General features: G+C 34.5%; 24 protein-coding genes and 1 pseudogene. 2 read left to right on the top strand and 23 right to left on the bottom strand.

What is annotated here, in order from left to right:
- Positions 1-63: 63 nt before the first annotated feature.
- The 10 genes from BW732_RS00300 to BW732_RS00260 form a co-directional block, all read right to left on the bottom strand.
- Positions 64-828: an SDR family oxidoreductase gene (locus BW732_RS00300; RefSeq protein ID WP_077274914.1), complete on the bottom strand. Its 765-nt coding sequence runs from the start codon at positions 826-828 to the stop codon at positions 64-66.
- Positions 829-983: 155 nt separating this feature from the next.
- On the bottom strand, positions 984-1,136 hold the full coding sequence (locus tag BW732_RS11390; protein ID WP_161485485.1) for a hypothetical protein: 153 nt from the start codon (positions 1,134-1,136) through the stop codon (positions 984-986).
- Positions 1,137-1,266: 130 nt separating this feature from the next.
- Positions 1,267-3,108, bottom strand: a complete 1,842-nt coding sequence (gene typA / locus BW732_RS00295) for a translational GTPase TypA (RefSeq protein WP_077274913.1) — start codon at positions 3,106-3,108, stop codon at positions 1,267-1,269.
- A 128-nt stretch (positions 3,109-3,236) separates the two neighbouring features.
- Positions 3,237-4,007 carry an inositol monophosphatase family protein gene (locus BW732_RS00290; RefSeq protein ID WP_077274912.1) on the bottom strand — a complete coding sequence of 257 codons (771 nt, stop codon included), beginning with the start codon at positions 4,005-4,007 and terminating at the stop codon, positions 3,237-3,239.
- A 1-nt stretch (position 4,008) separates the two neighbouring features.
- Positions 4,009-4,293 carry a UPF0223 family protein gene (locus tag BW732_RS00285; RefSeq protein WP_077274911.1) on the bottom strand — a complete coding sequence of 95 codons (285 nt, stop codon included), beginning with the start codon at positions 4,291-4,293 and terminating at the stop codon, positions 4,009-4,011.
- Positions 4,294-4,405: 112 nt separating this feature from the next.
- Positions 4,406-5,185: an ABC transporter ATP-binding protein gene (locus tag BW732_RS00280; RefSeq protein ID WP_077274910.1), complete on the bottom strand. Its 780-nt coding sequence runs from the start codon at positions 5,183-5,185 to the stop codon at positions 4,406-4,408.
- Between the two features lie 4 nt (positions 5,186-5,189).
- Positions 5,190-6,173, bottom strand: coding sequence for a taurine ABC transporter substrate-binding protein (locus BW732_RS00275; protein ID WP_211329913.1), 984 nt, complete (start codon positions 6,171-6,173; stop codon positions 5,190-5,192).
- A 71-nt stretch (positions 6,174-6,244) separates the two neighbouring features.
- On the bottom strand, positions 6,245-7,021 hold the full coding sequence (locus BW732_RS00270) for an ABC transporter permease (RefSeq protein WP_077274908.1): 777 nt from the start codon (positions 7,019-7,021) through the stop codon (positions 6,245-6,247).
- Positions 7,022-7,085: 64 nt separating this feature from the next.
- The gene (locus tag BW732_RS00265) at positions 7,086-8,789 is read right to left on the bottom strand and encodes an FAD-dependent oxidoreductase (RefSeq protein WP_077274907.1); all 1,704 of its coding nucleotides are present in this window, start codon (positions 8,787-8,789) and stop codon (positions 7,086-7,088) included.
- Between the two features lie 17 nt (positions 8,790-8,806).
- Positions 8,807-10,129: a YeeE/YedE family protein gene (locus BW732_RS00260; protein WP_077274906.1), complete on the bottom strand. Its 1,323-nt coding sequence runs from the start codon at positions 10,127-10,129 to the stop codon at positions 8,807-8,809.
- Positions 10,130-10,296: 167 nt separating this feature from the next.
- Between BW732_RS00260 and BW732_RS00255 the strand changes: the two genes are divergently transcribed.
- Positions 10,297-11,175 carry a LysR substrate-binding domain-containing protein gene (locus BW732_RS00255; protein ID WP_161485484.1) on the top strand — a complete coding sequence of 293 codons (879 nt, stop codon included), beginning with the start codon at positions 10,297-10,299 and terminating at the stop codon, positions 11,173-11,175.
- Positions 11,176-11,229: 54 nt separating this feature from the next.
- On the opposite strand, the pseudogene BW732_RS00250 reads toward BW732_RS00255, so the two are convergent.
- From BW732_RS00250 to BW732_RS00240, 3 genes and pseudogenes are all read right to left on the bottom strand, one after another.
- Positions 11,230-12,686 (bottom strand): annotated as a pseudogene (locus BW732_RS00250) (ATP-binding protein).
- Positions 12,686-13,408, bottom strand: a complete 723-nt coding sequence (locus BW732_RS00245; protein ID WP_077274904.1) for a response regulator transcription factor — start codon at positions 13,406-13,408, stop codon at positions 12,686-12,688. Before BW732_RS00245 ends, BW732_RS00250 begins: the two are co-directional and overlap by 1 nt.
- Positions 13,389-13,754 (bottom strand): SdpI family protein, encoded by a 366-nt coding sequence (locus BW732_RS00240; protein ID WP_077274903.1) that lies wholly within the window; start codon positions 13,752-13,754, stop codon positions 13,389-13,391. Before BW732_RS00240 ends, BW732_RS00245 begins: the two co-directional genes overlap by 20 nt.
- A gap of 218 nt (positions 13,755-13,972) precedes the next feature.
- Between BW732_RS00240 and BW732_RS11450 the strand changes: the two genes are divergently transcribed.
- Positions 13,973-14,131 (top strand): hypothetical protein, encoded by a 159-nt coding sequence (locus BW732_RS11450; protein ID WP_162494390.1) that lies wholly within the window; start codon positions 13,973-13,975, stop codon positions 14,129-14,131.
- 119 nt (positions 14,132-14,250) lie between these two features.
- Here the strand turns inward: BW732_RS11450 and BW732_RS00235 are convergent, their stop codons facing one another.
- From BW732_RS00235 to aroC, 10 genes are all read right to left on the bottom strand, one after another.
- Complete coding sequence (locus BW732_RS00235) at positions 14,251-15,597, bottom strand: DEAD/DEAH box helicase (RefSeq protein ID WP_077274902.1); 1,347 nt, start codon at positions 15,595-15,597, stop codon at positions 14,251-14,253.
- Positions 15,598-15,652: 55 nt separating this feature from the next.
- On the bottom strand, positions 15,653-16,594 hold the full coding sequence (locus tag BW732_RS00230) for an AEC family transporter (RefSeq protein ID WP_077274901.1): 942 nt from the start codon (positions 16,592-16,594) through the stop codon (positions 15,653-15,655).
- Between the two features lie 5 nt (positions 16,595-16,599).
- Positions 16,600-17,745 carry an alanine racemase gene (gene alr, locus BW732_RS00225; RefSeq protein ID WP_077274900.1) on the bottom strand — a complete coding sequence of 382 codons (1,146 nt, stop codon included), beginning with the start codon at positions 17,743-17,745 and terminating at the stop codon, positions 16,600-16,602.
- 66 nt (positions 17,746-17,811) lie between these two features.
- A complete protein-coding gene (locus tag BW732_RS00220; RefSeq protein WP_077274899.1) occupies positions 17,812-18,678 on the bottom strand; it encodes a DegV family protein in 867 nt (288 codons plus the stop codon).
- 96 nt (positions 18,679-18,774) lie between these two features.
- Positions 18,775-19,821 carry an LCP family protein gene (locus BW732_RS00215; RefSeq protein WP_228414947.1) on the bottom strand — a complete coding sequence of 349 codons (1,047 nt, stop codon included), beginning with the start codon at positions 19,819-19,821 and terminating at the stop codon, positions 18,775-18,777.
- A gap of 95 nt (positions 19,822-19,916) precedes the next feature.
- Complete coding sequence (gene pheA, locus BW732_RS00210) at positions 19,917-20,768, bottom strand: prephenate dehydratase (RefSeq protein WP_077274898.1); 852 nt, start codon at positions 20,766-20,768, stop codon at positions 19,917-19,919.
- 1 nt (position 20,769) lies between these two features.
- Positions 20,770-21,282, bottom strand: coding sequence for a shikimate kinase (locus tag BW732_RS00205; protein WP_077274897.1), 513 nt, complete (start codon positions 21,280-21,282; stop codon positions 20,770-20,772).
- A complete protein-coding gene (gene aroA, locus BW732_RS00200) occupies positions 21,282-22,565 on the bottom strand; it encodes a 3-phosphoshikimate 1-carboxyvinyltransferase (protein WP_077274896.1) in 1,284 nt (427 codons plus the stop codon). The genes BW732_RS00205 and aroA overlap by 1 nt, the downstream gene beginning before the upstream one ends.
- On the bottom strand, positions 22,566-23,693 hold the full coding sequence (locus BW732_RS00195; RefSeq protein WP_077274895.1) for a prephenate dehydrogenase: 1,128 nt from the start codon (positions 23,691-23,693) through the stop codon (positions 22,566-22,568).
- A gap of 35 nt (positions 23,694-23,728) precedes the next feature.
- A complete protein-coding gene (gene aroC / locus BW732_RS00190) occupies positions 23,729-24,895 on the bottom strand; it encodes a chorismate synthase (RefSeq protein WP_077274894.1) in 1,167 nt (388 codons plus the stop codon).
- Positions 24,896-24,910 lie beyond the last annotated feature (15 nt).

Genomic DNA, 24,910 nt, shown 5'->3' with positions numbered 1-24,910 from the left:
CTCAAAGGTCTAATACTCTGCTTTTTTATTTTATATAGTAAGTAGTCTACACAAACTACTTAGTTACTTAATCGTATATCCACCATCAATAACCATATTTTCACCAGTCATTAAATTAGAAGCATCTGACGCTAAGAATAAGGCGCTTGCTGCGACTTCCTCAGGATAACCAAATCGCCCAATTGGAATTTGTTGCTTCATGTCTTCTCCAACTTGGCCAGCCCAGGCCTTCTTACCTAATTCAGTTAAAACAATCGTTGGAGACAAGCAATTAACATTAATACTATATTGCGCCCATTCATAGGCTAAAACTTTCGTCATAGACAGAATGGCACCTTTACTTGCTGCATAAGCCACATGATTATCTAGTGCGACTAAGGCTGCTTGAGAGGCCATATTGATAATTTTTCCACCACCAGATTGAATCATCTCATTACCTACTGCCTGAGCAACTAGGAAGCTACCTTTAACATTAATATTAAAGGTAAGATCCCATTCTGTCTCTGATAAGTTTTCAGCATCATCTAGAAAACAAACACCTGCTGAATTAACTAAAATATCAATTTTTTTAAAGTGATTCATGGTTTCTTTAACGGCATTCATTACCTGCTCTTTACTAGTCACATCAACTGCGAACCCAATTGCTTTTGTACCAAATTGTTCTTCGACTAATTCCGGTGTATCGGGATTAATATCAAAAATTGCTAATTTAGCTCCTTTTTTAACATATAATTCACCAATTGCGCTACCTATCCCGCTTAAACCACCAGTAATAATGGCTACTTTATTTTCTAACCCAAAATTAATATCAAATGTTTTAAAATCCATTTGAATCATCTCCTTTGACAAAAATTTAAAAATAATACAAAAAAACTAATAAAGCATATCATACTGATTATTACACGTTTATATTATCACAATTAATTATTATGTAAAAAAAGAAAAAAACTTCTAGACTATAAATTGTCTAGAAGTTGAAAAAATTATTTTTGTTTACTTTTGTCTTTGTCTTTTGATTTGTCACCTAATAAAGCTAAGATTTTATCTTGATTATCAAATACTTTTTTGACAACCGCTAATGCTACACCACTTGTAATTATTTTTTTTACTACACTATTTTTTGTTTTTTTCCCCATAATTAATCACCTCATTATAATATAGTAAGTTAATCATAATGAACCCAATATACTTTTGTCAAATTAATAATTTCTTAAGTAAAAAAATAAAGCGTAAGAATAGTTTTTCTTACGCTCATACCACTAATAATTAGTTACTAGCAGTTTTTTTCTTTTTAGATGCTTTTTCACGTTCAGATTTATTTAAAATTTGTTTTCTTAAACGAATGCTTTCTGGCGTTACTTCACAATACTCGTCTTCATTTAAGAATTGCAATGATTCTTCTAATGTTAAAATTTTCGGACGCTTAATTACTGATGTTTGGTCTTTGTTAGCAGAACGAACGTTAGTCATTTGTTTTGCTCTAGTAATATTAACACCTAAGTCATTTTCACGGCTATTTTGACCAACAATCATGCCTTCATAAACTTCAGTACCAGGTTCAACGAATACTGTACCACGTTCTTCAATACTCATAATTGAATAAGTAGTTGCTTTACCTTGGTCAATCGATACTAACGCACCATTACGGCGACCAGTTGTCAAACCAGAGATAACTGGTAAGTATGAGTCAAATGTATGGTTCATAATACCATAGCCACGTGTTAATGACATAAATTCAGTCGAATAACCAATCAATCCTCTAGCAGGTGCTTGGAAAATCAAACGTACTTGGCCATTACCATTATTAATCATGTCTTGCATTTCTGCTTTACGTTGACCTAATGATTCAATCACGCCACCCATATATTCTTCAGGTGTATCGATTTGAACACGTTCAAATGGTTCACATAGGACACCATCAACGTCACGGTAGATAACGCTTGGACGAGATACTTGTAATTCAAAGCCTTCACGACGCATATTTTCAATTAAGATGGATAAATGTAGTTCTCCACGACCAGAAACAACCCATTTATCTGGTGATTCAGTTTCTTCAACTTTTAGTGACACATCTGTTTGTAATTGTGCTTGTAGACGTTCTTCGATTTTACGCGCAGTTACGTATTTACCTTCACGACCAGCAAATGGAGAGTTATTTACTAAGAAAGTCATTTGTAATGTTGGTTCATCAATATGTAAGATTGGTAACGCATCTTGTTGATCAACAGGTGTTACTGTTTCACCAACAAAAATATCTTCCATACCAGATAGGGCAATTAAGTCACCCGCTCTAGCTTCTTGAATTTCGACACGATCTAAACCTAAAAAACCTAGTAATTTAGTCACACGGAATTTTTTCACTTCGCCATCAAGTTTCATTAAAGCTACTTGATCACCGACTTTAATATTTCCACGGAAGACACGACCAATACCAATACGTCCAACATAGTCATTATAGTCTAATAAAGATACTTGGAATTGTAATGGTTCATCACTATTATCAATTGGGGCAGGAATATGCTCTAAAATAGCATCTAAGACATAATTCATTGTATGTTCTTGATCAGCAGGATCATCAGATAAACTTGACGTTCCATGTACAGCTGCTGCATAAACAACAGGGAATTCTAATTGTTCGTCATCCGCACCTAATTCGATAAATAATTCAAGTACCTCATCGACAACTTCTTCTGGTCGAGCCGTTGGTTTATCGATTTTATTCACAACAACAATTGGTGTTAATTTTTGTTCTAGCGCTTTCTTCAGCACAAAACGTGTTTGAGGCATCGTTCCTTCGTAAGCATCTACGACCAATACAACCCCATCAACCATTTTCATAATACGTTCTACTTCACCACCGAAATCGGCATGTCCAGGTGTATCTAAAATATTTATGTGTTTACCATTATAATTAATTGCTGTATTTTTAGCTAAGATGGTAATACCACGTTCTTTTTCAATATCACCAGAGTCCATTGCACGTTCTTGCAGTTGCATATGACCGTTTAATGTACTTGATTGTTTTAACAACTCATCCACCAATGTTGTTTTACCATGGTCGACGTGGGCAATAATTGCCACATTACGAATATCATTTCTTAATTTCACTATGTAATCTCCTCACTATTTTTAACACGTATGGTGCAATTTGCACCCATCTATAAAATTACCGACTGCTTATTATAACAAAAATAATTCATGAAAAAAAGGGAAAAGTTTTCAAACCTTAAAAAAAGTTAAAAAACACGGCGTTTTATGTCATCATAAGCAGTTTTTGTTGCGACCACAAAGTAACTACGTCCACCCAAAAGATTATAAGTTTCATCAGTTAAATTGCTACAAATTAGGCCTAATGGCTCAGCCAGTGCCATTCCAGCAGCATAATCCCACGGCGCAAGATTAGAAATATAGGCACATTGTTTACCTAATATAACATTCATAAAATCTAAACCTGCACAACCTAAAATTCTGACTGCTAGTGCATCTAAACCGATTTTTTGTGTACCATGAACATTATGAGAAAACATAAAGCCATTTGTTGCTAAAATACCCTCTTCTAAAGATTGGTCAGCAACTGGTGATAATTTTGTTGTATTACAAAAGACACCGACTGATGCACCACCATAAATAAAACGGTTAGCCATCACATCATAAATAAAGCCAAGTATTGGTTGTCCATCTTGGAAAATTCCAATCATAATACAAAAATTTTCACCTTGTTTGACGAAGTTCATCGTCCCGTCAATTGGATCGATTACCCAGACTCTACCCGATAAATCAGTGACTTGGTCGCCTAATCCTTCTTCACCGATAATCTGATCATCAGGATAATGCTGACGAATTTTGGTAACTAGTAACTTTTCAGTCGCTTTATCAACATTTGTCACTAAATCAGACCGACCAGATTTTTCTTGAACTTGAAACCCCTTGGCTAATTCGACTTTTACATACTCGCCAGCATCTAATACCCACTGTTTTACTTGTAGCATTAATTCCTTTTCAGTCATATTAATCAAAATCCTTTCTGTTCAGATTACCTGTTTGCTGTACACGTGCTTGTTTTGCAACACGATATAAAGAGTAGCCTGTTAGTTCTTCAAAAGCATTACCCAACTGACGCTCCTCACCGATACTTTTAACAACCTGTTTAAATTCATGATAGACAGTTAAAAATTCTTCTGCGGACACTTTTTGTGAGTAAACTTTTTCAAGAGTACTCCATAAGTTCATCACAACAATAATTTCATCAGTCGACCAATCACTATTTAAAGGATAGCTGTAATTTTCTTTCATATTTTCACCTACAATTTTATCAATCTACTAAAGTGTAACAAAAAATTGGCTGATTTGATAGAACTTAACAAAAAAAATCCCAGAATATGACTTCTGAGATTAAGTAAACTGATTATAAAGTAGTTATTTCGCTTAAAATCATTTGTTTATCTTGCTGAAATTTTTCTTTTTTTTCTTTATTCCATTGTGTTAATGGTTTCTTTTCCATCTGATAATCGAAAATTTTTTCTAAAATTATTTTCCCTGGATTTTTCGATAAAACCACAATTTTTGTACCCAGTAGCAAAGCTTCTTCGATATCATGCGTAATTAAGAATATCGTTTGATGTGTATCCAACCACAATTTTTTTATTAGTTGTTGCATGGTTGAACGAGTGATAGCATCTAGCGCACTGAATGGTTCATCCATCAGTAAAACATCTGGTTGGTTCATTAATGCTCTAGCAATAGCAACGCGTTGCTTCATCCCTCCAGATAATTCAAATGGATACGCATTAGCAAATTTTTCTAACGACATATTAGTTAAGAATTCCACACATTTTTTTTGGGTCAGATGCTTATCTTTTTTTAAAACTTTTGGGCCATAACAAATATTTTCGGTCACTGTTAGCCATGGATACAAGGTTGGATTTTGAAAAACGACTCCTCTTTGAGCACTCGGACCAGTAATAGTTTGTCCAGACATCAACACTTGTCCTTCAGTAGGTTTTAGATAACCAGCAATCATTTTTAACAGAGTACTTTTACCACAACCTGAAGGACCAACAACGCAAACAAAATCCCCTTGATTAATTGTTAAACTAATATTTTCTAGCACTTGAATCGTATCATTCGTTGTACTAAATGATTGAGAAATATTTTCTAGTTGAATTAAATAATTATTATTTACCATAGCCTTAGTTACTTTCTATTGAATTAATTTTCAAATTATAGCTTTTATCAATAAATGAATCAATTTTTTCTTTCGTTGGAACATCTTTAATTGATCCTTGGTCTTTTAAAAATATAGCTGTATCATAAAAAACCTTTTGGAAATTACCAGTTTCTTTTTCGTTACCTAGATAATCAGGTGATAATTGTGCATAATTTATTAGCCATGTAGTTCCTTGAACTTGATCATCTATCTCTTGGTAGCTTAAATTTTGTTTTGTTGCCATACCCTTGATGGCTAACGGATAATCATGAAGATAGAAATTAACTCCCTCATTTAAGACGGATAAATAGTCAACAACTAATTCAGGATACTTCTCAGCAAAATGACTGTTGACTAATTCAATATTTGTTGTCACGTAACCCTTTTGCGCTAAATCATCGCTATCAATTATGACCTTACCAGTTTTCTCTAATTCTGACAATGTGGGTTTCCAAGTATAAGCGGCATCGATATCACCACGCGACCAAGCAGCAACAATTTCACTTGTTTGCATATCTAATAAGGTAACATCTTTTTCAGATAATCCTGCTTCGTTTAAAGCTTGTAATAAACTATAATGTGAAGTTGAACTAAATGGTGTAGCAATTTTTTTACCCGCTAGTTGTTTGATATTTTCAACATTTGAACCATTTCTAACAACTAGTGCCTCGTTTGAGCCCAAAACTTCATGAATCCAAATAAGTTTTGCTGGTAAATCATTCGCAAGTGCTACTACAGCATTTGTGTAACCCATTTCTGCAAAATCAATACTATTTGAGGCTAAGGCTTGATTGGCTGCTACACCTGAGTCGAAGAAAAGAAACTCTGTCTTAATCCCTTTTTCTTTAAAAGATTTGTCAAAAAAACCCTGAGTAATCGCAACCTGTTTATCATTAGGAACATTAATCACACCAATTTTTATGACTTGAGGTTTTTCCTCAGCCGCTTTAGACTTAGTTTTACTCATCCCACATCCTGTTATAAAAATTAAGCTCATCAACACTAAAATTAATTTCTTGAGTCGTTTATTAATTATCATCAGTCTTCTTTTCCTTTCCAAAATACAAAATGATTTTCTAATAGTCGCAACATCATATCTAGTAAAATGCCCGTAATCCCCATTATAATAATACCGACAAACATCACATCACTTTTTAAATAACGAGAGGCATCAATCACCATCCAACCAATTCCTGAGGTTGCTGCAATCATTTCAGCAGAAACGAGGGTCGTATAAGCTACACCTACAGCTGTCCGTAATCCCGTAAATATATTGGGCAAACAACTTGGCAATACAACTGTGAAAAATACTGCTTTTTTTGATGCACCCAACGATTCAGCGTTATAAATATAATCAGGATTGATTGACCCTACAGCTGAAACACACGCTAAATAAATTGGAGAAAAAGCAGCTAAAAATAATAACGTCACTTTAGAAGATTCATCAATTCCTAACCATAAAATTAATAGAGTATAATAGGCTAGTGGTGGAAGGGGACGATAAAATTGTACGATAGAATCAATGATTGCTCGAAACGCTTTAAAATAACCACTTAACAAACCTAAAGGAATTGCTGTAACTAATGCTAGTAGACATGAGAGACTTAAACGGTACAAGCTAATCCCCGCATGTTTCCAAAATGATGTTCCATTATATCCTTCAGTCATAATCATCACAAATGCTTGCCAGACTTGAGACGGTGATGGAAACAGACTGGACGACACGGATTCTCGATTCGTTAATAAAAACCAGACACAAAGAATGACCATCCAGGTTATATATGTTAAAAACGTGTATTTATTTTTTGTTTTCATAGTTTTCATATCCTATCTATTTATAAAAGGGAACATCAGAAGGTTCTAACGTTCCCCTAATTTATTATAATAAATCAAATCGATACGCTGTGACGATTGGTTCACGACCAGTTATTTGATCAGTAAAATACTCATATACACACAAGCCTAAGAATGATCCTTGCAAGTTAACAGCATTATAGAAGCCACGCATATTTAACGCTTTAACCATATTATAACTACGTTGACTTGACAAGCAATGAACATAAACAGGTTGATCAGTTGGTATTTCATCTAAGCGCTCTCTAAATTCACTAAACGGAATATTAACTGCTCCTTTGATATGACCTTCTGCAAATTCACCTGGTTCACGTGCATCAATAATACAGGCTCCGGATTCAACCAATGAGCGAATTTCTGTTACAGGTACTTGTTTGTATTCACCATTCAATACGTTTAATCCTACAAGAGCTGCCATATTAACAACGTCTTTTGCTGTACCAAACATTGGTGAATAGGATAATTCTAATTCTTTTAAATCTTCTAAATTAGCATGATTCATAATCATTGTCGCAATCACATCAATACGTTTATCAACATTTCCTTCACCAATCGCTTGTGCACCCAAAATATCACCTGATGGATCAGCAAAAATTAATTTAAAGAACAATGGCCGCGCATTAGGCATTAAACCAACTTTATCTTTTGGAATAACATACGCTGTTTGATAAGCGATTCCCTCACGTTTGCAATCACGTTCCGTTAAACCGGTTGAAGCAGCATTCAAGTCGAAACATTGAATAACTGATGAGCCGATAACACCTGTGTTACGATGTGCTTTCCCGTACATATGGTCAGCAGCAGCACGCGCTTGACGTTGAGCCGGACCTGCTAATGTTAAGCGTGTTGGTTTTCTAGTAATAAAATGAGTCACTTCAATAGCATCACCAACTGCGTAAATGTGTTCTTCCGAAGTTACATAATGTTGGTTAACTTTAATACCACCCGTAATACCAATATCTAAACCAGCTTCCTTAGCTAAGCGAGTTTCTGGTGTAACACCAATCGCCATAATAACTGCTTTTGTTTGGACTTCTCTACCTGATGCTAAAATTACTTTATTCGAATAGATTTCTTGGACAGCATCTTCTAAAATGAGCTCAATGCCTTGATCAATAATTTCTTTATGTAAAATTTGTGCAAAATCATTATCAAATGGTTGCATAACTTGACTAGCCGCTTCAATAATCGTGACATTTTTACCATCTAATTTTAAATTTTCTGCCACTTCAATGCCAATAAAGCCAGCACCTACAACCACAACATCTTGAATATTATGATGGTCTAAATATTTTTTTATTTTATCAATATCTGAGACGTTTCTTACCGTAAAGACATGGTCAGATCCAATTCCCTTGATACTATTTGGTAAAATTGGATTTGCTCCCGGCGACAAAACGAGTTCATCGTAATGTTCACTGAATTCTTCACCAGTAAGCGTATTTTTCACGAGTATTGTTTGTTGTTTAGGATTGATTTGAATAACCTCATGATTAACACGAGCATCAATATTATATTGCTTATGAAACACTTCAGGAGACATTAGTACTAAATTATCTGCTTCTTCAACAATCCCACTCAAATGAAATGGCAATGCACAATTAGAAAAAGATACATGCGGTCCTCTCTCAAACATTACAATTTCAGCAAACTCATCTATTCTACGAACTCTAGCAGCTGTTGATGCACCACCAGCTACTCCACCAACGATTAACACACGTTTACTCATTTTTTATTCCTCCGATATCAAATTTTTTTATTTTTTCTACTAGCAGGTATCAATGACATTTTACCTGCAAATAGTTTCAAACTAATTAAGCCACCCATTACCATAGCAAAGGTAAACACCCAACCTGATAATGAAAATGTTGAAATAGCTGAATACATAGCACCAGCATTACAGCCCTTAGCAAATCTTGCCCCAAATCCCATCATTAAACCACCGATGATAAAGTACGGCAAATCTTTTTTGTTTAATGCCATTGCAAATTTAAAACGATTGGCAAATAGGAATGCTACTGCCGAGCCTAAAATAATCCCAAAGTTACGAATTGTACCGCCGTCTAGCAACAAACCTTTGTTAACATCTTCCACAATTTTAGTAAATGCTGGAGAATTAAACTCAATCCCAAGAGGTTGTAAAATAGCTACTTCTAATTTAGTAAAAGCTGAAGTCACACCCCACGCTTTATGTGTCGTTAATAGAATAAAGGTACAGATGATAGCAACTAAAATTGCTCCAGTTGTAAATGTAAATCGTTCAACAAAAAAGCGATGATAAGTCGCATAGCTAAGAAACCGTTTTTCTGTTTGGTCATCAATTTTTAAAGGCTTCTCAAATTCTTCCCAATCACCTTTTGGATGACTATATGTTCCTTCTCGTTTACGTTTGTTTTCATAACTAACAACTAACCAATAGATAAAGCCAATAATAACGAGTGAAAGCATTATCGCACCAAAGTAACCAAGTCTATCAGGTAAATAACTCCGCAAGCCAATCTTACCTAACGTCGTAGTATCAAAATTAAAACGTGCTAATTCACCTGGCGCCGATCCTATTATGAAGAAAAGAAAAACGAACATTGCTCGACCTTCACCTTCCCCCATGTCTGTTAGTGTTCCCGATGCACAACCTCCTGCTAAAATCATACCCATTCCAAACATCATCCCACCGATAATCGTTGCAAGATTTGCAAAATGAACATTTTGTGTTCCTGGAATAACATCTTGTCCTTCAGTAGCAATAAAAGCAGGTACAGCACCATTTTGAGCCGCATACCACTGAATACCTAAAAATAAAAACATCGTAATAATTGCCATCAGTAATAACGCTTTAGTTAAACTACCTTCTCCTCTGACATAAATTCGTTTTATGCCGCCAGCAAAACCAAACCTAGATCTTGTTAATACTGCTCCAAGTAATCCTCCAGATAAAAGTTGAAGTGCTAGTACTGCTTTTTGTCCATATAGATAACTGGCAAATATTGTTAGTAAAATCACAATCAAAGTTGCAACAATTGGTTGGACATAACTGACAGTACTTTCTAATTCACTTTTTGATTGTTCCATTTTTGTTCCTCCTTTTGTTAATCATTACACAATCATCATAACGTATACTAAATTAAAAATGAAATAACTATTTGGCATATAACTATAACTAAATTTTATAAACGTTATCATTTTTATTAATATTATTTAAAAAAATGCTGTATAATAAAGAAAAGGGGGCAATTAATTTGTTGGATTATCGTTATAAAACATTTGTTAATTTAGTGGAAACTAAAAGTTATACTAAAACTGCTGAATTGATCAATTTTACACAACCTGCTGTAACGAAACATATTCAATATATTGAAAAAGAATTGAATGTGCAACTAGTTAGTTATAAAAATCGAAAACTAATTATTACTGATGAGGGTTTGTACTTATATGAAAAAATCAAACGTATTATAGCTGAAATCGATAAAATAAAAACTGATTTCAACCAAAAAACTGTTTTAAATATCGGTGCAAGTAAGACTATCGGAGAGTATTTACTATGCAAGTCATTGGAAATCTATAAAAAAGACTACCCAAATACTGAAATTTCTTTATATGTTGATAATACTAAACAACTAATCCATTCATTGAAAAAACGACAAATTGATATCGCTTTAATTTCTGGTCCAGTTAATGACTATTCATTACGACGTGAAAAATTTTGTCATGACACAATAATTCTAATTTGTTCTCCAAAACATCCTTTGGCAAATAAGACTATTAATATTCAAGATATCTACCCATCAACTGTCTATATACGAGAAAAAGGTGCAGGTTCACTTGAGTCTCTAGAACAAAAATTAAATGAATTAAATATGAAAATAAGCGACATTCCAAAACTATATACTGTAGGTAATATTAATTTAATAAAATCCTTTGTAAAAAACAATAATGGTATTTCTTTTGTGTATCATTCATCTGTAGCAGATGATATTAAATCAGGTACTTTATCGACAATTAATATTAATCGCTTTCACGCGAAACAAGATTTTTATATTGTCTCAAATAATGAACAAACGATTACACAACCAGCTAAAATTTTTCTTAATGAACTAATATATGCTAGCCATAAATAGTACTAAACTAATAAAAAAGACTGCCAAATAAACGGCAGTCTTTTTTATTAGTTATTAAATTGTTTTATCGGTCATTCCGGTATCAACATCATCTAAATGGTCAGGAAATGTAATACTAAATGTTGTTCCCTCACCTAATTCACTATCAACTTCAATACGCCCATCATGTAAACGAACTAATTGATCGACAATTGATAAACCTAATCCCGATTCTCCATACTTTGTATTTTTTCGTGAAGGATCCGCTTTATAATAACGATCCCAAATATTTTTTTGCTGTTCCTCACTCATGCCCATACCATTATCCGATATTTCAACTGTTGATTCTAAATAACCTCGAAAGACTTTAATCTTAATTTGTCCATTCTCAGTAAATTGAATCGCATTCGTAATAATATTAACCATTATCTGAACGAATCTGTCATAGTCAGCATATAATTCAATCGGTATATTTGTTTCCAAAATTAGTTTATCACCTTTGTCACTCGCTTTACTAGATAATTGATCAATAATAGTTTCTAAAACAGCTGTTGCATCAATTTTTTGAATGGCAATATTGATTTGGTTTGTTAAAATTTTTTCATAATCTAAATTCTCATTTACTAACCGAATTAAACGACGGGTTTCATTTTGCATTAATGTCAGGCACTTCTCTTTTTGATTTTCTGGTATTGCATTATAAGATAGCCCTTCGATCAAACCATTAATTGTAGTCAGTGGCGTCCGCATCTCATGTGCAACATCAGCCATAAAGTTGCGCCGTCTCTCCTCTTGGCGCTCAATTTCTTGATGTGACTCTTCAAGAGCTACTGCCATTCGGTTAAAGTCTTCTGCTAAATCATCTAATTCGTCTTTATTACGTACATTTAGATGGACATCAAAATTACCAGCAGCAATTTCTTTCGTTGCATTACGCATTCGATTAATCCGATTAACTTGAAATTTTGCGAAAATATAACTAATAATTACTGCAATAATTGTCGATAAGATAAAACCTTTAAATAAATTTTGTGTTAAGGAACTAACACCCTTATCAATGTTACTACCCGGTTGATAAACTAAAAGAATGCCCTCAAATTTAAAATTAGTCGAAAATAGTGGCTGCATATATACTGCCATTGTCATATGTTTACCAGATAAATCTTTATCATTAATTAATTTAGTTAACGGTTGACCATCTTTTAACTCAGTTAATTCTTGTTTACTTATGACATCTTTACTAATTCGCTCTTTTTTTCTTCTGGATAAGTCACTTTCATTTCATCATCCAACACATAAAAGCCCACATTTTGATGGCGCAAAATAGTTTGTGTCGTGCTTAATGACTCACCTAAAGTCCAATCAAATGTTTGAATATTTGACAATACCGTTTCCGAATAGCCTTTTAGTTGCTCATAAGCAGATTCTTTGACGGTCGTTCGCGTAAATTGTGTAAACGACACACCAAAAACAATCAATACAAGCAAGATAATGACAAAAAAGGCAATCATCTGTTGTATTAAGTACCTCATTAGATTTGAACTCCAGAATCATCGAATTTATATCCGACACCCCAAACAGTTTGAATAACTTGCGGCCCAACTTTTTCAATTTTTTGGCGTAGTTTTTTAATATGTGCATCAACCGTTCGTTCATCACCAAAATATTGATAATCCCATACTAACTCAAGTAATTGCTCACGAGAAAATACTTGGCGTGGTTTTTTAGCCAATGTTAACAATAAATCGAATTCCTTCGGTGTCAAACCATCAATCGGATGATCATCTAAAAAGACTTCACGTGTCTTCGTATTCATTTTGAAGTGTTCAGTTACTACATCAAATTCACCAGTATCATTTAATTGTTGTTCGTCGTTGCCATCAACTAATCCAGCACGTCTATGTAAAGCTTTAATACGTGCGATTAGGGTTAGCGGACTAAATGGTTTGGTTACATAGTCATCAGCACCCATCTCTAACCCAATCACTTGATCACTTTCCGAATCACGAGCTGTTAGCATAATAATAGGAACAGTTGAGGATACTTTGCGAATTTCGCGACAAACAGCCATACCGTCCATTGTTGGTAAGTTTAAATCGAGGGTAATAATGTCCCAAGAGCTAGGTGTTTCTAAAAATGCATCTAGCCCTTCTTTCCCATCATGTTTAAATGTCACATCCCATGATTCATTTAAAAAAAACATTTGCATCATTTCTGATACTGATTCATTATCTTCAATCATTAAAAGTTTCATCTTCATCTTCTCCTTTTTCGTTATCATCCAACTGATCGTTAAATGTTTGTAATTTTTTTTCAATTTGATAAAAGGCTATCATTATAGGAATAAAAATTGTGACTAATTCAATAATAAAAAAGTTAGTTAAGCCACTTAACTTAAGTATATATCCAATAGCTAAGGTTATCAAACCAATTATTAAAAACACTTTTGCCGCATACTTTTGAGCATACCGATACGTTGCGTCACTTAAACGTGCACGACTTGTACGATAACCATATTTAAAATGTCTTTTTTTTGATGGTAGTACTACGTACAATATACCAATGATGGTCATTATCCACCCAACACTATAGTAAATCATGATTTTTCCACTCTCATCCTGTCTAATTTAACTGAAACTCACCTTTCATTCTATCGGATTACTATGATTTTTTAAAGAACTATTTAATTTATTTGTCTGAAAATTTTCTGAGAACAAAAACTTGCGTATCTTTTAATAACGTGGTATATTTAGTTATGGAATTTTGTTACCGTAACGTTTGCCTTTATAGTAGTATTTAGTACGAAAGGAGAATGACTATGGTATATAGTAACAACAAACAATTTCAATATCGAGTAACTTTAGATACAGATAGCAATATTTTCATTGTTTATGATGCAAATAATGAATTACTTTCTGCGCAAGGTAACTCTATTGAAGAAGCTAAATTAAAATTAAAACAATTAATTAAGGAGTAATCTATCGTGGACGAATCCAGCTGTTGTTGAAAAGGCATATCCCCTGAAATGGAGAATATGCCTTTATTTTTTTGCCTAAAAAAACTGACATTCTAGTTAGAATGCCAGTTTCATATTGCTTAATAATCTTGCTTACGTGACTTACGTTTTGAACGTTCAGTCTGTCTACGTTCAACTTTTCGCTTCTGTTTATCATTTTCAGCGATTGCAAATTTCAACTTCTTCTTATAAGCAGGCTTAACTTTTTTCTTTTTCTTCTTAACCAGTCCAACCATCTTAGTATCTAATTGTTTTTGCGTTTTTTCACGCTTTGTTCGGCGGTTTCGATCATATGATTCGACGAATTCACCTTGTTTTAACACTTTAGGTTGGAAAGTAATTCCCATTTTTTCTAACTCAGCAATTTGCTCTTCATTTGCTGGCTCGTATAAACTAATAGCAATTCCCTTTAATCCATTACGTCCAGTCCGTCCAACACGATGAATAAAGAATTCTAAATCATTCGGAATTTCAGCATTAATGACGTGTGAAACACCTTCAATATCAATTCCACGTGCAGCTAAATCGGTCGCAACTACATATTGATAGTCTAGGTTTTGGACTGACTTCATTACTCGTTTACGTTCACGTGGTGGAATATCACCATGGATAGTTGCCACTTTTAAGCCTTGCTCTTTCAAATAATTAGCGATTTCGTCCACTCGCTGTTTAGTATTTGCAAAAATCATGGCTAAATAAGGATGTCCAACTGTCACAATGTTATAAACCAAACGATTAACATCTTGACCTTTAGTTGAAATCAGCCAATTTTCAATGTCATCTGAGATAACAGAACTTGGTTTAATATGTTCAACTACAGGATTTTCCATATATTTTTTCAAGAACGGTTGTAATTTAATTGGAATAGTTGCTGAGAAAACGAGCATTTGTAAATGGTTCGGTAAAGTTGCTGCGATTTGGTCAACGTCCTCTAAAAATCCCATATCTAATGTCATGTCAGCTTCATCGACAACAAAAGCTTTAGCTGTATATGTTTTTAACGCTTGATGATTAATTAAATCTAAGATACGTCCTGGCGTCCCAACAACTACGTGTGGTTGTTGATGTTTTAATTTTTCAATCTGACGTTTTTTATCTGTTCCACCAACATAACTTGCTACGCGGCACTCTGTTTCTGAATGATTGGCAATTTGTAGCGCTGCTTGATAAATTTGTTCAGCTAGTTCTCGGCTAGGCGTTGTAACAATGATCTGTACATCATTTTTGGTTAAATCAAGCTTATTCATTAAAGGAATTAAAAATGTATGCGTCTTTCCTGATCCTGTTTGTGATTGACCAACAACGCTCTTCCCTTTTGAAATCACTGGAATTAATTTTCTTTGTACTTCGGTTGGTGTGGTAAAGTTTTTTTCTGCTAATGCATCTAATATAAACGATTCTAATTGATAGTCTGTAAATTGATTCATTATGCGTCCACCTTCTTTCTTGTAATTCTACACTTTGGCATTATATCATACTCACCTAAAAAAAGATGCCAAGTAAGATTAAAATAAAAATAAAATAGGTAAATATTGAATAAGTTAGACTCGATGTCGCAAATTTTTCATCTGCTCCATAACCACGGGCTAAAATTGGCATTGAATTTTGAACAGGCATTGCGGACTGTAAAATAAACACTTTTAACATTAAACTAGGAACAGGAATAATAAAAGACAGCAGATAAACAACTAGAGGGGATATAACATACCGTCCGATAAGAACACCTACGACATCCCTTGTCAATCGTATATTTTTAACTCCAGTTTGATAAATGATAATACCAATTACAAATAAAGATAAAGCTGTTGTCATACTTCCTAAATAACTCGAAAAATCGATAATCGGTTTTGGCACATCAATTCCTGTCAATAACCAGAGAATTCCCACGATAAATCCAGATAAAGCTGGTGACAACAATTTTTTAAGAAATTTTTTAAAATTAAACGTTGTATGACTTTTTTTTACATCCGGATTATCTTTTGCAATTAGCATGATACCTATCGTAAAGAAGAAACTTGTATTACAAATATAGTACAGTAAGGCATACGGTATAGCTTTTTCACCAAAAACTGCCATATTAACAGGTAATCCCATAAAAATAGTATTGGCAGCTGTAAACATGACCTGAAACGTTCCCTTTCTAGTTATGGGAACTTTAGTTACCTTAGCATAAATAAAACTAATTATAAATGTAATTAAAATAGACACAAAAGGTAATAAAATACCCTTGAATAAATCTAAAAATTCCGCTTTAGTAAATTTTTGAGTCATATTTAAAAACATACTTAATGGAAGTGTAATATTCAAGACTAATTTTGAAAAGACATCAGCAATACGGTTATCAAACCATTTTTTCCATGTTAAGATATAGCCTAAACAAATAATCGCAAAAATTACTAAAATATTGAGATAGGAAGCTATCAAAGGACTTATCCCTCCATTTCACCACATGTGTTGTCAATAAATTCCCGTGGGAGCCGGTCGGACAAGCCACATGTAATTTCATAGTTAATGGTACCAATATAATCAGCACCTGATTGAATACTATTAAACTGGTGCTGATTCGTACCGAAAATAGTTACTTTCGTTCCAACAGGATAGGATTTTGGTAATTTAATCATACATTGATCCATGCAAACGCGACCTATGATAGGAACACGTTGACCATCAATTAAAACTTCAAAACCTTGAAATCTTCGACGTAATCCATCTGCATAGCCAATTGGTAGCGTCCCAATCCATTCATTTGTTTTTGTTTCATAAGTTGCCCCATAACCAACTTTCTCACCTTTTTCAATTTTTTTGACATGAATTAAGGTTGTTTCTAAACTCAGGGCTTGTTTCAAAGGAAAAGGCTCGACTAATTCATTACCAGAAGGATTTAAGCCATACATCGCATCACCATAACGAATCATATTACTTCCCCACGCATCATGCCATAACGTTGTTGCAGAATTTGCTGTATGCACATAGCGTATCTTTTCTGGGAAGAGTGCTCTAGCAACTGTAAAACGTTCTTTTTGTAAATTAAAATGTTCCTCAGAAACTGAATCAGCTGTAGCAAAATGTGTAAATAATCCTTCCAATAAAATATCAGGATTATTATCAATGATTGCCATTGCTTGACTCATATCTTCTTGTGATCTAAAACCAATTCGTCCCATACCCGTATCAATTTTGACATGTATCGCTAATGGTTTCGCTAAATCTAATTGCTTGATTATCCGATTCACTTGTATCAGCCAATCTAAACTGGGACACGTTACACTTAAATCATAGTCAACCATCAATTCAACATATTCCGGAGCAACATAGCTTAAAATTAAGATTGGTAATTGAATACCATTATTTCTTAGCTCGATTGCTTCATCTAAATTAGATACGCAAAATCCTGAAACACCAGCCTCTACTGCTGCTTTAGACACATGTATCGAACCATGTCCATAACCGTTGGCCTTGACCACTGCAAACATTTCTTGTCTATTCGTTAAACGCGCTAATTCTTTCTTTATATTTTGTTTGATTGCCACTAAGTCGACAATAATTTTACTGTCTCTATGAATACTAGGTATCATATAGCCACCCTCTCCTTTTACTAATTAGACAACATAATTAATTCATACATAAAAAAGGCTTAACAATTAAATTAAGCCTTTGATCGTTTTCGGCGCAACACCGATTGCGATAGATTTTTCACCTAAATGTGCCCCGATAACAGGCCCAAAGTCACAAAGATGGACATCTAATGACGCATCTTCTAATAACAACTCATCCATTACCTGCTGGGCAACGTCACGATTATTACAATGAATCACATAAAAAGTACTATCTTGCGGCAATGAAGAAATATCGTTTAATACGATTTCGCGAACTCGGTTTAAGGCTTTTTTTTGTGATCTTATTTTTTCAGTTAACACAATATTACCATCTTGAAATGATAATATTGGTTTAATCTTTAATAAAGTACCAATGACTGCCGCACCATTTTTTAAACGACCACCACGTACTAGATGGTTTAAATCATCAACAACAATATAACCTTCAATAAACTCACGAGCTTGCGAAAGCGCATGAACAATTTTTTCTGGCTCTAAACCTATTGCTGTCATATCTAGCGCCATCTCAACTAATTTACCCATAGGACCACTAGTGATTAATGAATCAAAAGGATAAACCTTAATGTCTGATAATTCATTGACAAGGGTTTGCAATGTCGTCACGAAACCAGAAATACCAGATGACATATGAATGCTTATAATTGCTTCATAACCTTCCTTAGCCAATGATTCGTAAAAATCTAAAACCTCACCAATGGCAGGTTGAGATGTTTTAGGCAACTCGTCAGCATCCTTCAATAAATCATAAAAGCCATCTGGGTGAATATCGACTCCTTCAAGATAGACGCGATTATCCATAATTAAAGGAACCGGGATAACAAATAAATTATCTCGTTTCTTATAGTTCTCAGTTAAAAAAACAGTACTGTCTGTTATAATTGCAGTTTTCATTATCTATCCTCAATTTCTTTAAGCTACTAAGTCAAATAATAGTCAAACTACATTATAAAGTTCCAAAGGCACAAAGTAAAGCCAGTTCCGGTATTTTTACTTGTTCAAGAAGGCTGAAACCGCTTCTTTATTAGTCGCTTCATCAATTTCTAACACACTGCCAGCATAATCATAGTACCCATCATTCCATGAATTAGCCACTGGTACAGTCAAAATATCTAGCGGTTTGTGTCGACTAAATAAATAGCTAGTCCCCAAAGATAAATAAAGATTAAATGGAATATCTGTTTCAGTGTAGCCTTGGACTTTACCAACTACTTCAGGTAAACGCCAAGCATTTAGTGGGCTTAATCCTTGTTTAACTAAAGCCTCTAAAACTTGTTGTTGTCTCCTTACTCGACCAAAATCACCTTCAGCATCTTTACGGAAACGAGAATATTGCAGAACTTCTAAACCATTCATTTGTTGAGGCCCTTTTTTAATTATTGTCCCTTCAACTTCCAAGTCTTTTTCCGCATTAATTTTTAACCCATGCGGTGCGAGTGTCTCAATGATTTTGGGAAACGAATCAAAATTCACAACAGCAAAATATTGGATAGGAATACCAAATGTATTAGTAATCGTCTGACGAACTAATTCAGGACCCCCATAAGAATATGCCGCATTAATCTTATTATATTCTACTCCATCCTTAGTTGGTATCGGTACAAAAGTATCACGCATAATAGAAATTAACTTTGGTTGTTTGTCACGCTTATTATAATGAAAGACTAAAAGCGAATCGGAACGACCTTGGTCCTCTCCTCTAGAATCACTACCAAGCAATAATATATTAACTGAACCATCAGAAGCTTTCTGTCCTTTGAAATCGGTCACTTCAGTTGGATAGTGTACCGTGTCATTTTTCGCTGAAAAATATCCTTTAGCATACATACCAACACTAAAAAGAACGCTTATAAGTAAAAGAATAAAAATGAAAAACAAGCAACCTTTTCCTTTTTTTCGTTTCTTTTTTTTCTTTGGATTTTGTTTTAAAACATTATGTTTATTAACTTCCTTGTTAAGATTCGAACTCTGTTCTTGTGGAGAACGGTCTATCTCTTCCGATTTTTTATGTCGATCCATACGTGTCATTTTCGTCATTTCAGTACCTCACTTATTAATTTAAAGACATATAACCATAGCATAGACGTTTTGCATTAAAATACAATGCTCTTATTAAAAAATTTGACAAATTTTTAACTATTTTCTCCATAATAAACAGGATAAGTTCCTAAAATTTTAATATCACAATCTAAAGCGGCTAATTCTTCAAGTGCTAAATCAATAAGTCTCGGATTATCAACCAAAATATCAATTAAAAAGTAGTACTCACCTAATTTAGTTCGTAATGGTCGCGATTCAATTTTCGATAAATCAATTTGTCGCCAACTAAATACAGACAATATACGATGTAAATCTCCAGGTTGATTATTTGACCAACTAATACCTAATGTTTGCCGGATAAAACAACTCGACTTATCGGTAAGCTTAAATGTTTCTTTTCCTAATAACCAAAAACGCGTCTCATTATTTTGGTTATCTTGAATGTCCGAACAAACAATTGTCAGATTAAAAGCTTCAGATGCTGCCTTAGAAGCAACAGCAGCCCAACAGTCATCCTGATGATTTACTATTAATTCACAGGCACTAGTCGTTGATTCGGTAGTTAATTGTTGACTATGAGGAAAGTTATCAGCTAAAAAAGTTTGCGTTTGTGCCAATGCTTGTGGATGTGACACTATTTTGACAATATTATCCTGCCAAGAATGTTTAAAATTAGGATGTACCATCAATTGTTGGTGAATAGGTAAAACTAATTCGCACTGAATCGGTACGGCTAAATGATGATAAATAAAATCAATAGCAACATTAACTGTTCCTTCAATAGAATTCTCAACAGGAACAATTGCATAATCAAGTTCATTTTTTTCTAAAGCACGCAAACAAGTAGCAATAGATGAATAGCTAATTATCGATGATTCAGAAGCAAAATATGCTGCTGCTTGTGATGTGAACGATCCATTTGGACCTAAATAGCCAATAGTCAAATTATATTCCTTCTTCCATAACACTTACTAAACGTTTAACAATGTTTAAAACAGATAACCCGTCTACCTTGATAATATTTGTGCTAGATTCATGATACCAGCTACGACGGCTATTAAAAAGTCGTTCAAGTTCAGTAAAATTTTTTTCTTGTGCTAATGGTCGTCTCTGTTTACGATCATTTTTAAGTCGTTGATGTAATAAAGAAACGTCTCCTTGTAAATAAAATACCCAATTTGCCTGCTTAAGTTGCATACGATTTTGTTCATTTATTACTATTCCCCCACCTGTTGCTAACACACAATTTGTGGTAATATATTTTACTAATAGTTGACTCTCCAACTGACGAAAATAGTCTTCACCATACGTAGTAAAAATTTCTGGAATTGTTAAATTCAATTCTTCCTCAATTACACGATCTAAATCGATAAAAGGTAATTCTAGTTGCTGTGCTAATCGGCGTCCAATTGTTGTTTTACCGACACCCATGAAACCAATCAAACAAATTGCCGACATCAGTGACCCTCCATTAATTCAGTCAATACATCAAAGAACGTTGGAAAAGAAACAGAAACAGCTGAACTATCACTAAGAAAGACCGACTCATCAGTTAATAAAGCTGCAATTTGTAGCATCATCCCAATCCGGTGATCACCATAACTTGTAACCTTACCACCATGTAATTTTGTCTGACCTTGAATGATAAACCCATCCCTAGTCGATTTAATATTAGCACCTAATTTATTTAACTCCTCTGTAACAGCTTGAATCCGATTAGTTTCTTTTACTGCTAATTCCTCTGCATCTCTAATTACTGTTTGCCCCTTAGCTTGTGTCGCCAATAAAGCAATAATTGGAAGCTCATCAATTAAACGCGGAATAATCTCTCCCTCGATAACAGTTCCAACTAATTCACTATGTTCTACACAAATCGTACCTGATTGATTAACAGAATCATAATCATGTATGTTAATCTTGCCATTCATAGCTTTAATAACGTCAATTATACCTGTTCTTGTTGAACTCAATCCGACATTTTTGATTATTATTTTACTTTTCGGAATTAATAAAGCAGCAACAATGAAAAAAGCAGCAGAGGAAATGTCACCTGGAACAATAACTTCTTGCCCAATTAGTGTCTGTGGGCCACTAATACGGATCTCTTTACCTGCTACTTCAATCTGTCCACAAAATTGTTTCAACATCTCTTCCGTATGATCACGCGTTTGCTCTTTTTCTGTCAACACAGTTTCACCAGTCGTTTGCAATGCTGCAAAAATCAAAGCTGATTTAACTTGTGCACTAGCAACTGGTAATTGGTAATTAATTGGACTCAAATTTGGGACTGGTTTAATTGTGATTGGTGGGAATTCTGTGTGATTCATTCCCGAAATATTCGCCCCCATCGCTCTTAATGGTGCGATAACACGATTCATTGGTCGTCGCTGAATAGATTCATCACCAGTCAACGTGACAGCAAATTTTTGAGCTGCTAATATGCCCATCAATAGTCGAATCGTAGTACCTGAATTACCAACATCAAGAACTGTTTCAGGCAGTTGTAATCCTGACCAGCCAACACCATGAACCCGAATCAAATCATCTTGCTCCTCAATGTTAACACCTAATTGTCTAAAAACTTGTATGGTCCCCAGACAATCGTCAGCACGTAAAAAATTAGTGATTGTTGTTGTTCCGTTGGCTAACGCTCCAAACATAATGCTACGGTGAGAGATCGATTTATCACCGGGTACTACAATCGTGCCCAATAACGGCTTTGTCGCTTTTAGTAATTCCATTTAGTTACCTCCTAGTTTAAAACATAAATAGTTTGTACTAGCTTGAATAATAGTTTGAGCAGTATTTAAGTCGTCTTCATGCTTAAAAGTTAATTGTAAAATACCAAAAAAATCATCTCGTGTTTCTAAAATTTTTATATTGACCAAACTTAACTGTTGTCGTGCTAATATATTGGTGATTTCTGCAATAACTCCCGAATCATCTGGTACATTAATATATAAATCATAAAAATTTGGAATAGCTCCCGGTTGATGAATTGGTAATCCATCACGAAACAATTTACCTTCTAAAAAAAATTGTTTAATAAACGCTACATCATGTTGATTGATAGCATGTCTAATATCACTCATTCGTATTTCCCATAACTTTAATTGTTTCGATAAGATATCTTGATTGGATAATAAGATATCCGTCCACATTTGTGGGTCTGCCGAGGCAATACGCGTAATATCACGAAATCCACCAGCAGCTAAGTTTCTAGCATTAGGATAAGTCTGCATCAATTCTTTTGCTTCCATAACAATGCCTGAAGCAATTATATGTGGCAAATGGCTTAACGTTCCTACTATTTCATCGTGGCTCTCAGGAGTTAATTCAACAAATTTAGCTCGTGTACCTTTTAATAATAGTTTCATAAAATCACATAAAGATGACTGTTTTTCAAAAGGTGTGAGTATATAATAAGCATTCTCGAATAAACGTTGATCGGCTGCTCTGACACCAGATTTATGTGAACCAGCCATTGGATGCCCACCGATAAAATGAACGCCTCTTGCAATAAGATGTTCCTTTGCTTCATGACATACTTGACGCTTGGTACTACTCACATCCGTAACAATTACGCCTTTTTTCAAGGGTAACGTGGCTAATTCCGAGATTAGCGATAACGTTACCCCCACTGGTGTACAGAGAAACACAATATCTGCCTGCCTCACAGCACTAGCTAAATCCATCTCAACTATATCAATAATTTTCTCTGCATGAGCGTAATCCAGTTCATCTTTAGAGTTTGTCCAACCAACGATTTTTATATTCGGATAAGCCGCTTTAAGGCAAAGACAAAGCGAACTCCCAATTAAACCAACTCCTAAAACCGTAATTTGTTGAATCGAATGAATCGCTATCATGTGTTTGCCTCCTTTAATTAATACATGTGTAATCGTTAGTATGTTCGAACATATTCGCGGTATTGGCTCACATCTTGTTGCATTTGTTTAAAAGAATCGCTTGAAAATTTATCAAGCATCGCTTTGGCAACTTCAATAGCCACCATCGCTTCCGCAATCACGCATGCAGCTGGAACAGCAGAACTATCTGATCGTTCAACGCTCGCTTTGTAAGGTTCTTTTGTATCAATATCAACTGACATCAATGGCTTATAAAGTGTTGGAATTGGCTTCATCACACCACGAACAACAATCGGCATCCCAGTCGTCATACCACCTTCAAAACCACCTAAATGATTACTTCTCCGTGTATAACCATCCAATTCATTCCATAAAATTTCATCCATAACATCGCTACCAGGTAATCTAGCAGCTTCAAAACCAACCCCAAATTCAACACCCTTAAATGCGTTAATACTGACAATCGCTTGAGCAATTTTAGCATCTAATTTAGTGTCCCACTGTGTATAACTACCCAAACCAACTGGAACACCACCAACTACAACTTCAACGACACCACCAATCGTATTACCATCTTTACGCGTTTGATCAATTTTTTCTTTCATTTTTTCTTCTATTTTAGTATCCACACAGCGTACAGCAGAAGCTTCTGCTTTTTCTTTAATTTCTTGCACTGTCATATTTTCAGGAATTTCTCCCCGAATACCACCGATTTCTAGCACATGGCCCGCAACCTCAACACCTAGCTCCGCTAATAATTTTTTACAAACTGCTCCTACTGCAACACGCATAGTTGTTTCTCTGGCAGATGAACGTTCTAAGACATTGCGCAAGTCGTCATGCTCATATTTAATGCCACCGACCAAATCAGCATGCCCAGGTCGCGGCTTGGATACTCGACGCATTTTTTTTTCACGTTCAGTTACGGGTTCAATTCCCATAACGCGCTCCCAGTTTTTAAAATCATCATTTTTAACCGTCAAAGTCACGGGAGAACCTAATGTTTTCCCATGACGTATACCTGATGTAACCTGAATAACATCTGTTTCAATCAACATACGTCCACCACGACCATATCCACCTTGACGTCGTTTTAACTCTTTATTAATATCTTCTACATCTAGCGCTAAACCTGCTGGTAAACCATCAATAATAGCTGTTAACTCAGGACCATGTGACTCTCCCGCTGTAATAAATCGCATCTGTCATTCCTCCTA

The organism is Vagococcus penaei (assembly GCF_001998885.1).
Lineage (GTDB): Bacteria > Bacillota > Bacilli > Lactobacillales > Vagococcaceae > Vagococcus > Vagococcus penaei.
Note: the sequence above shows the minus strand (reverse complement) of the source record. Positions and strands in the feature narration are given on the sequence as shown.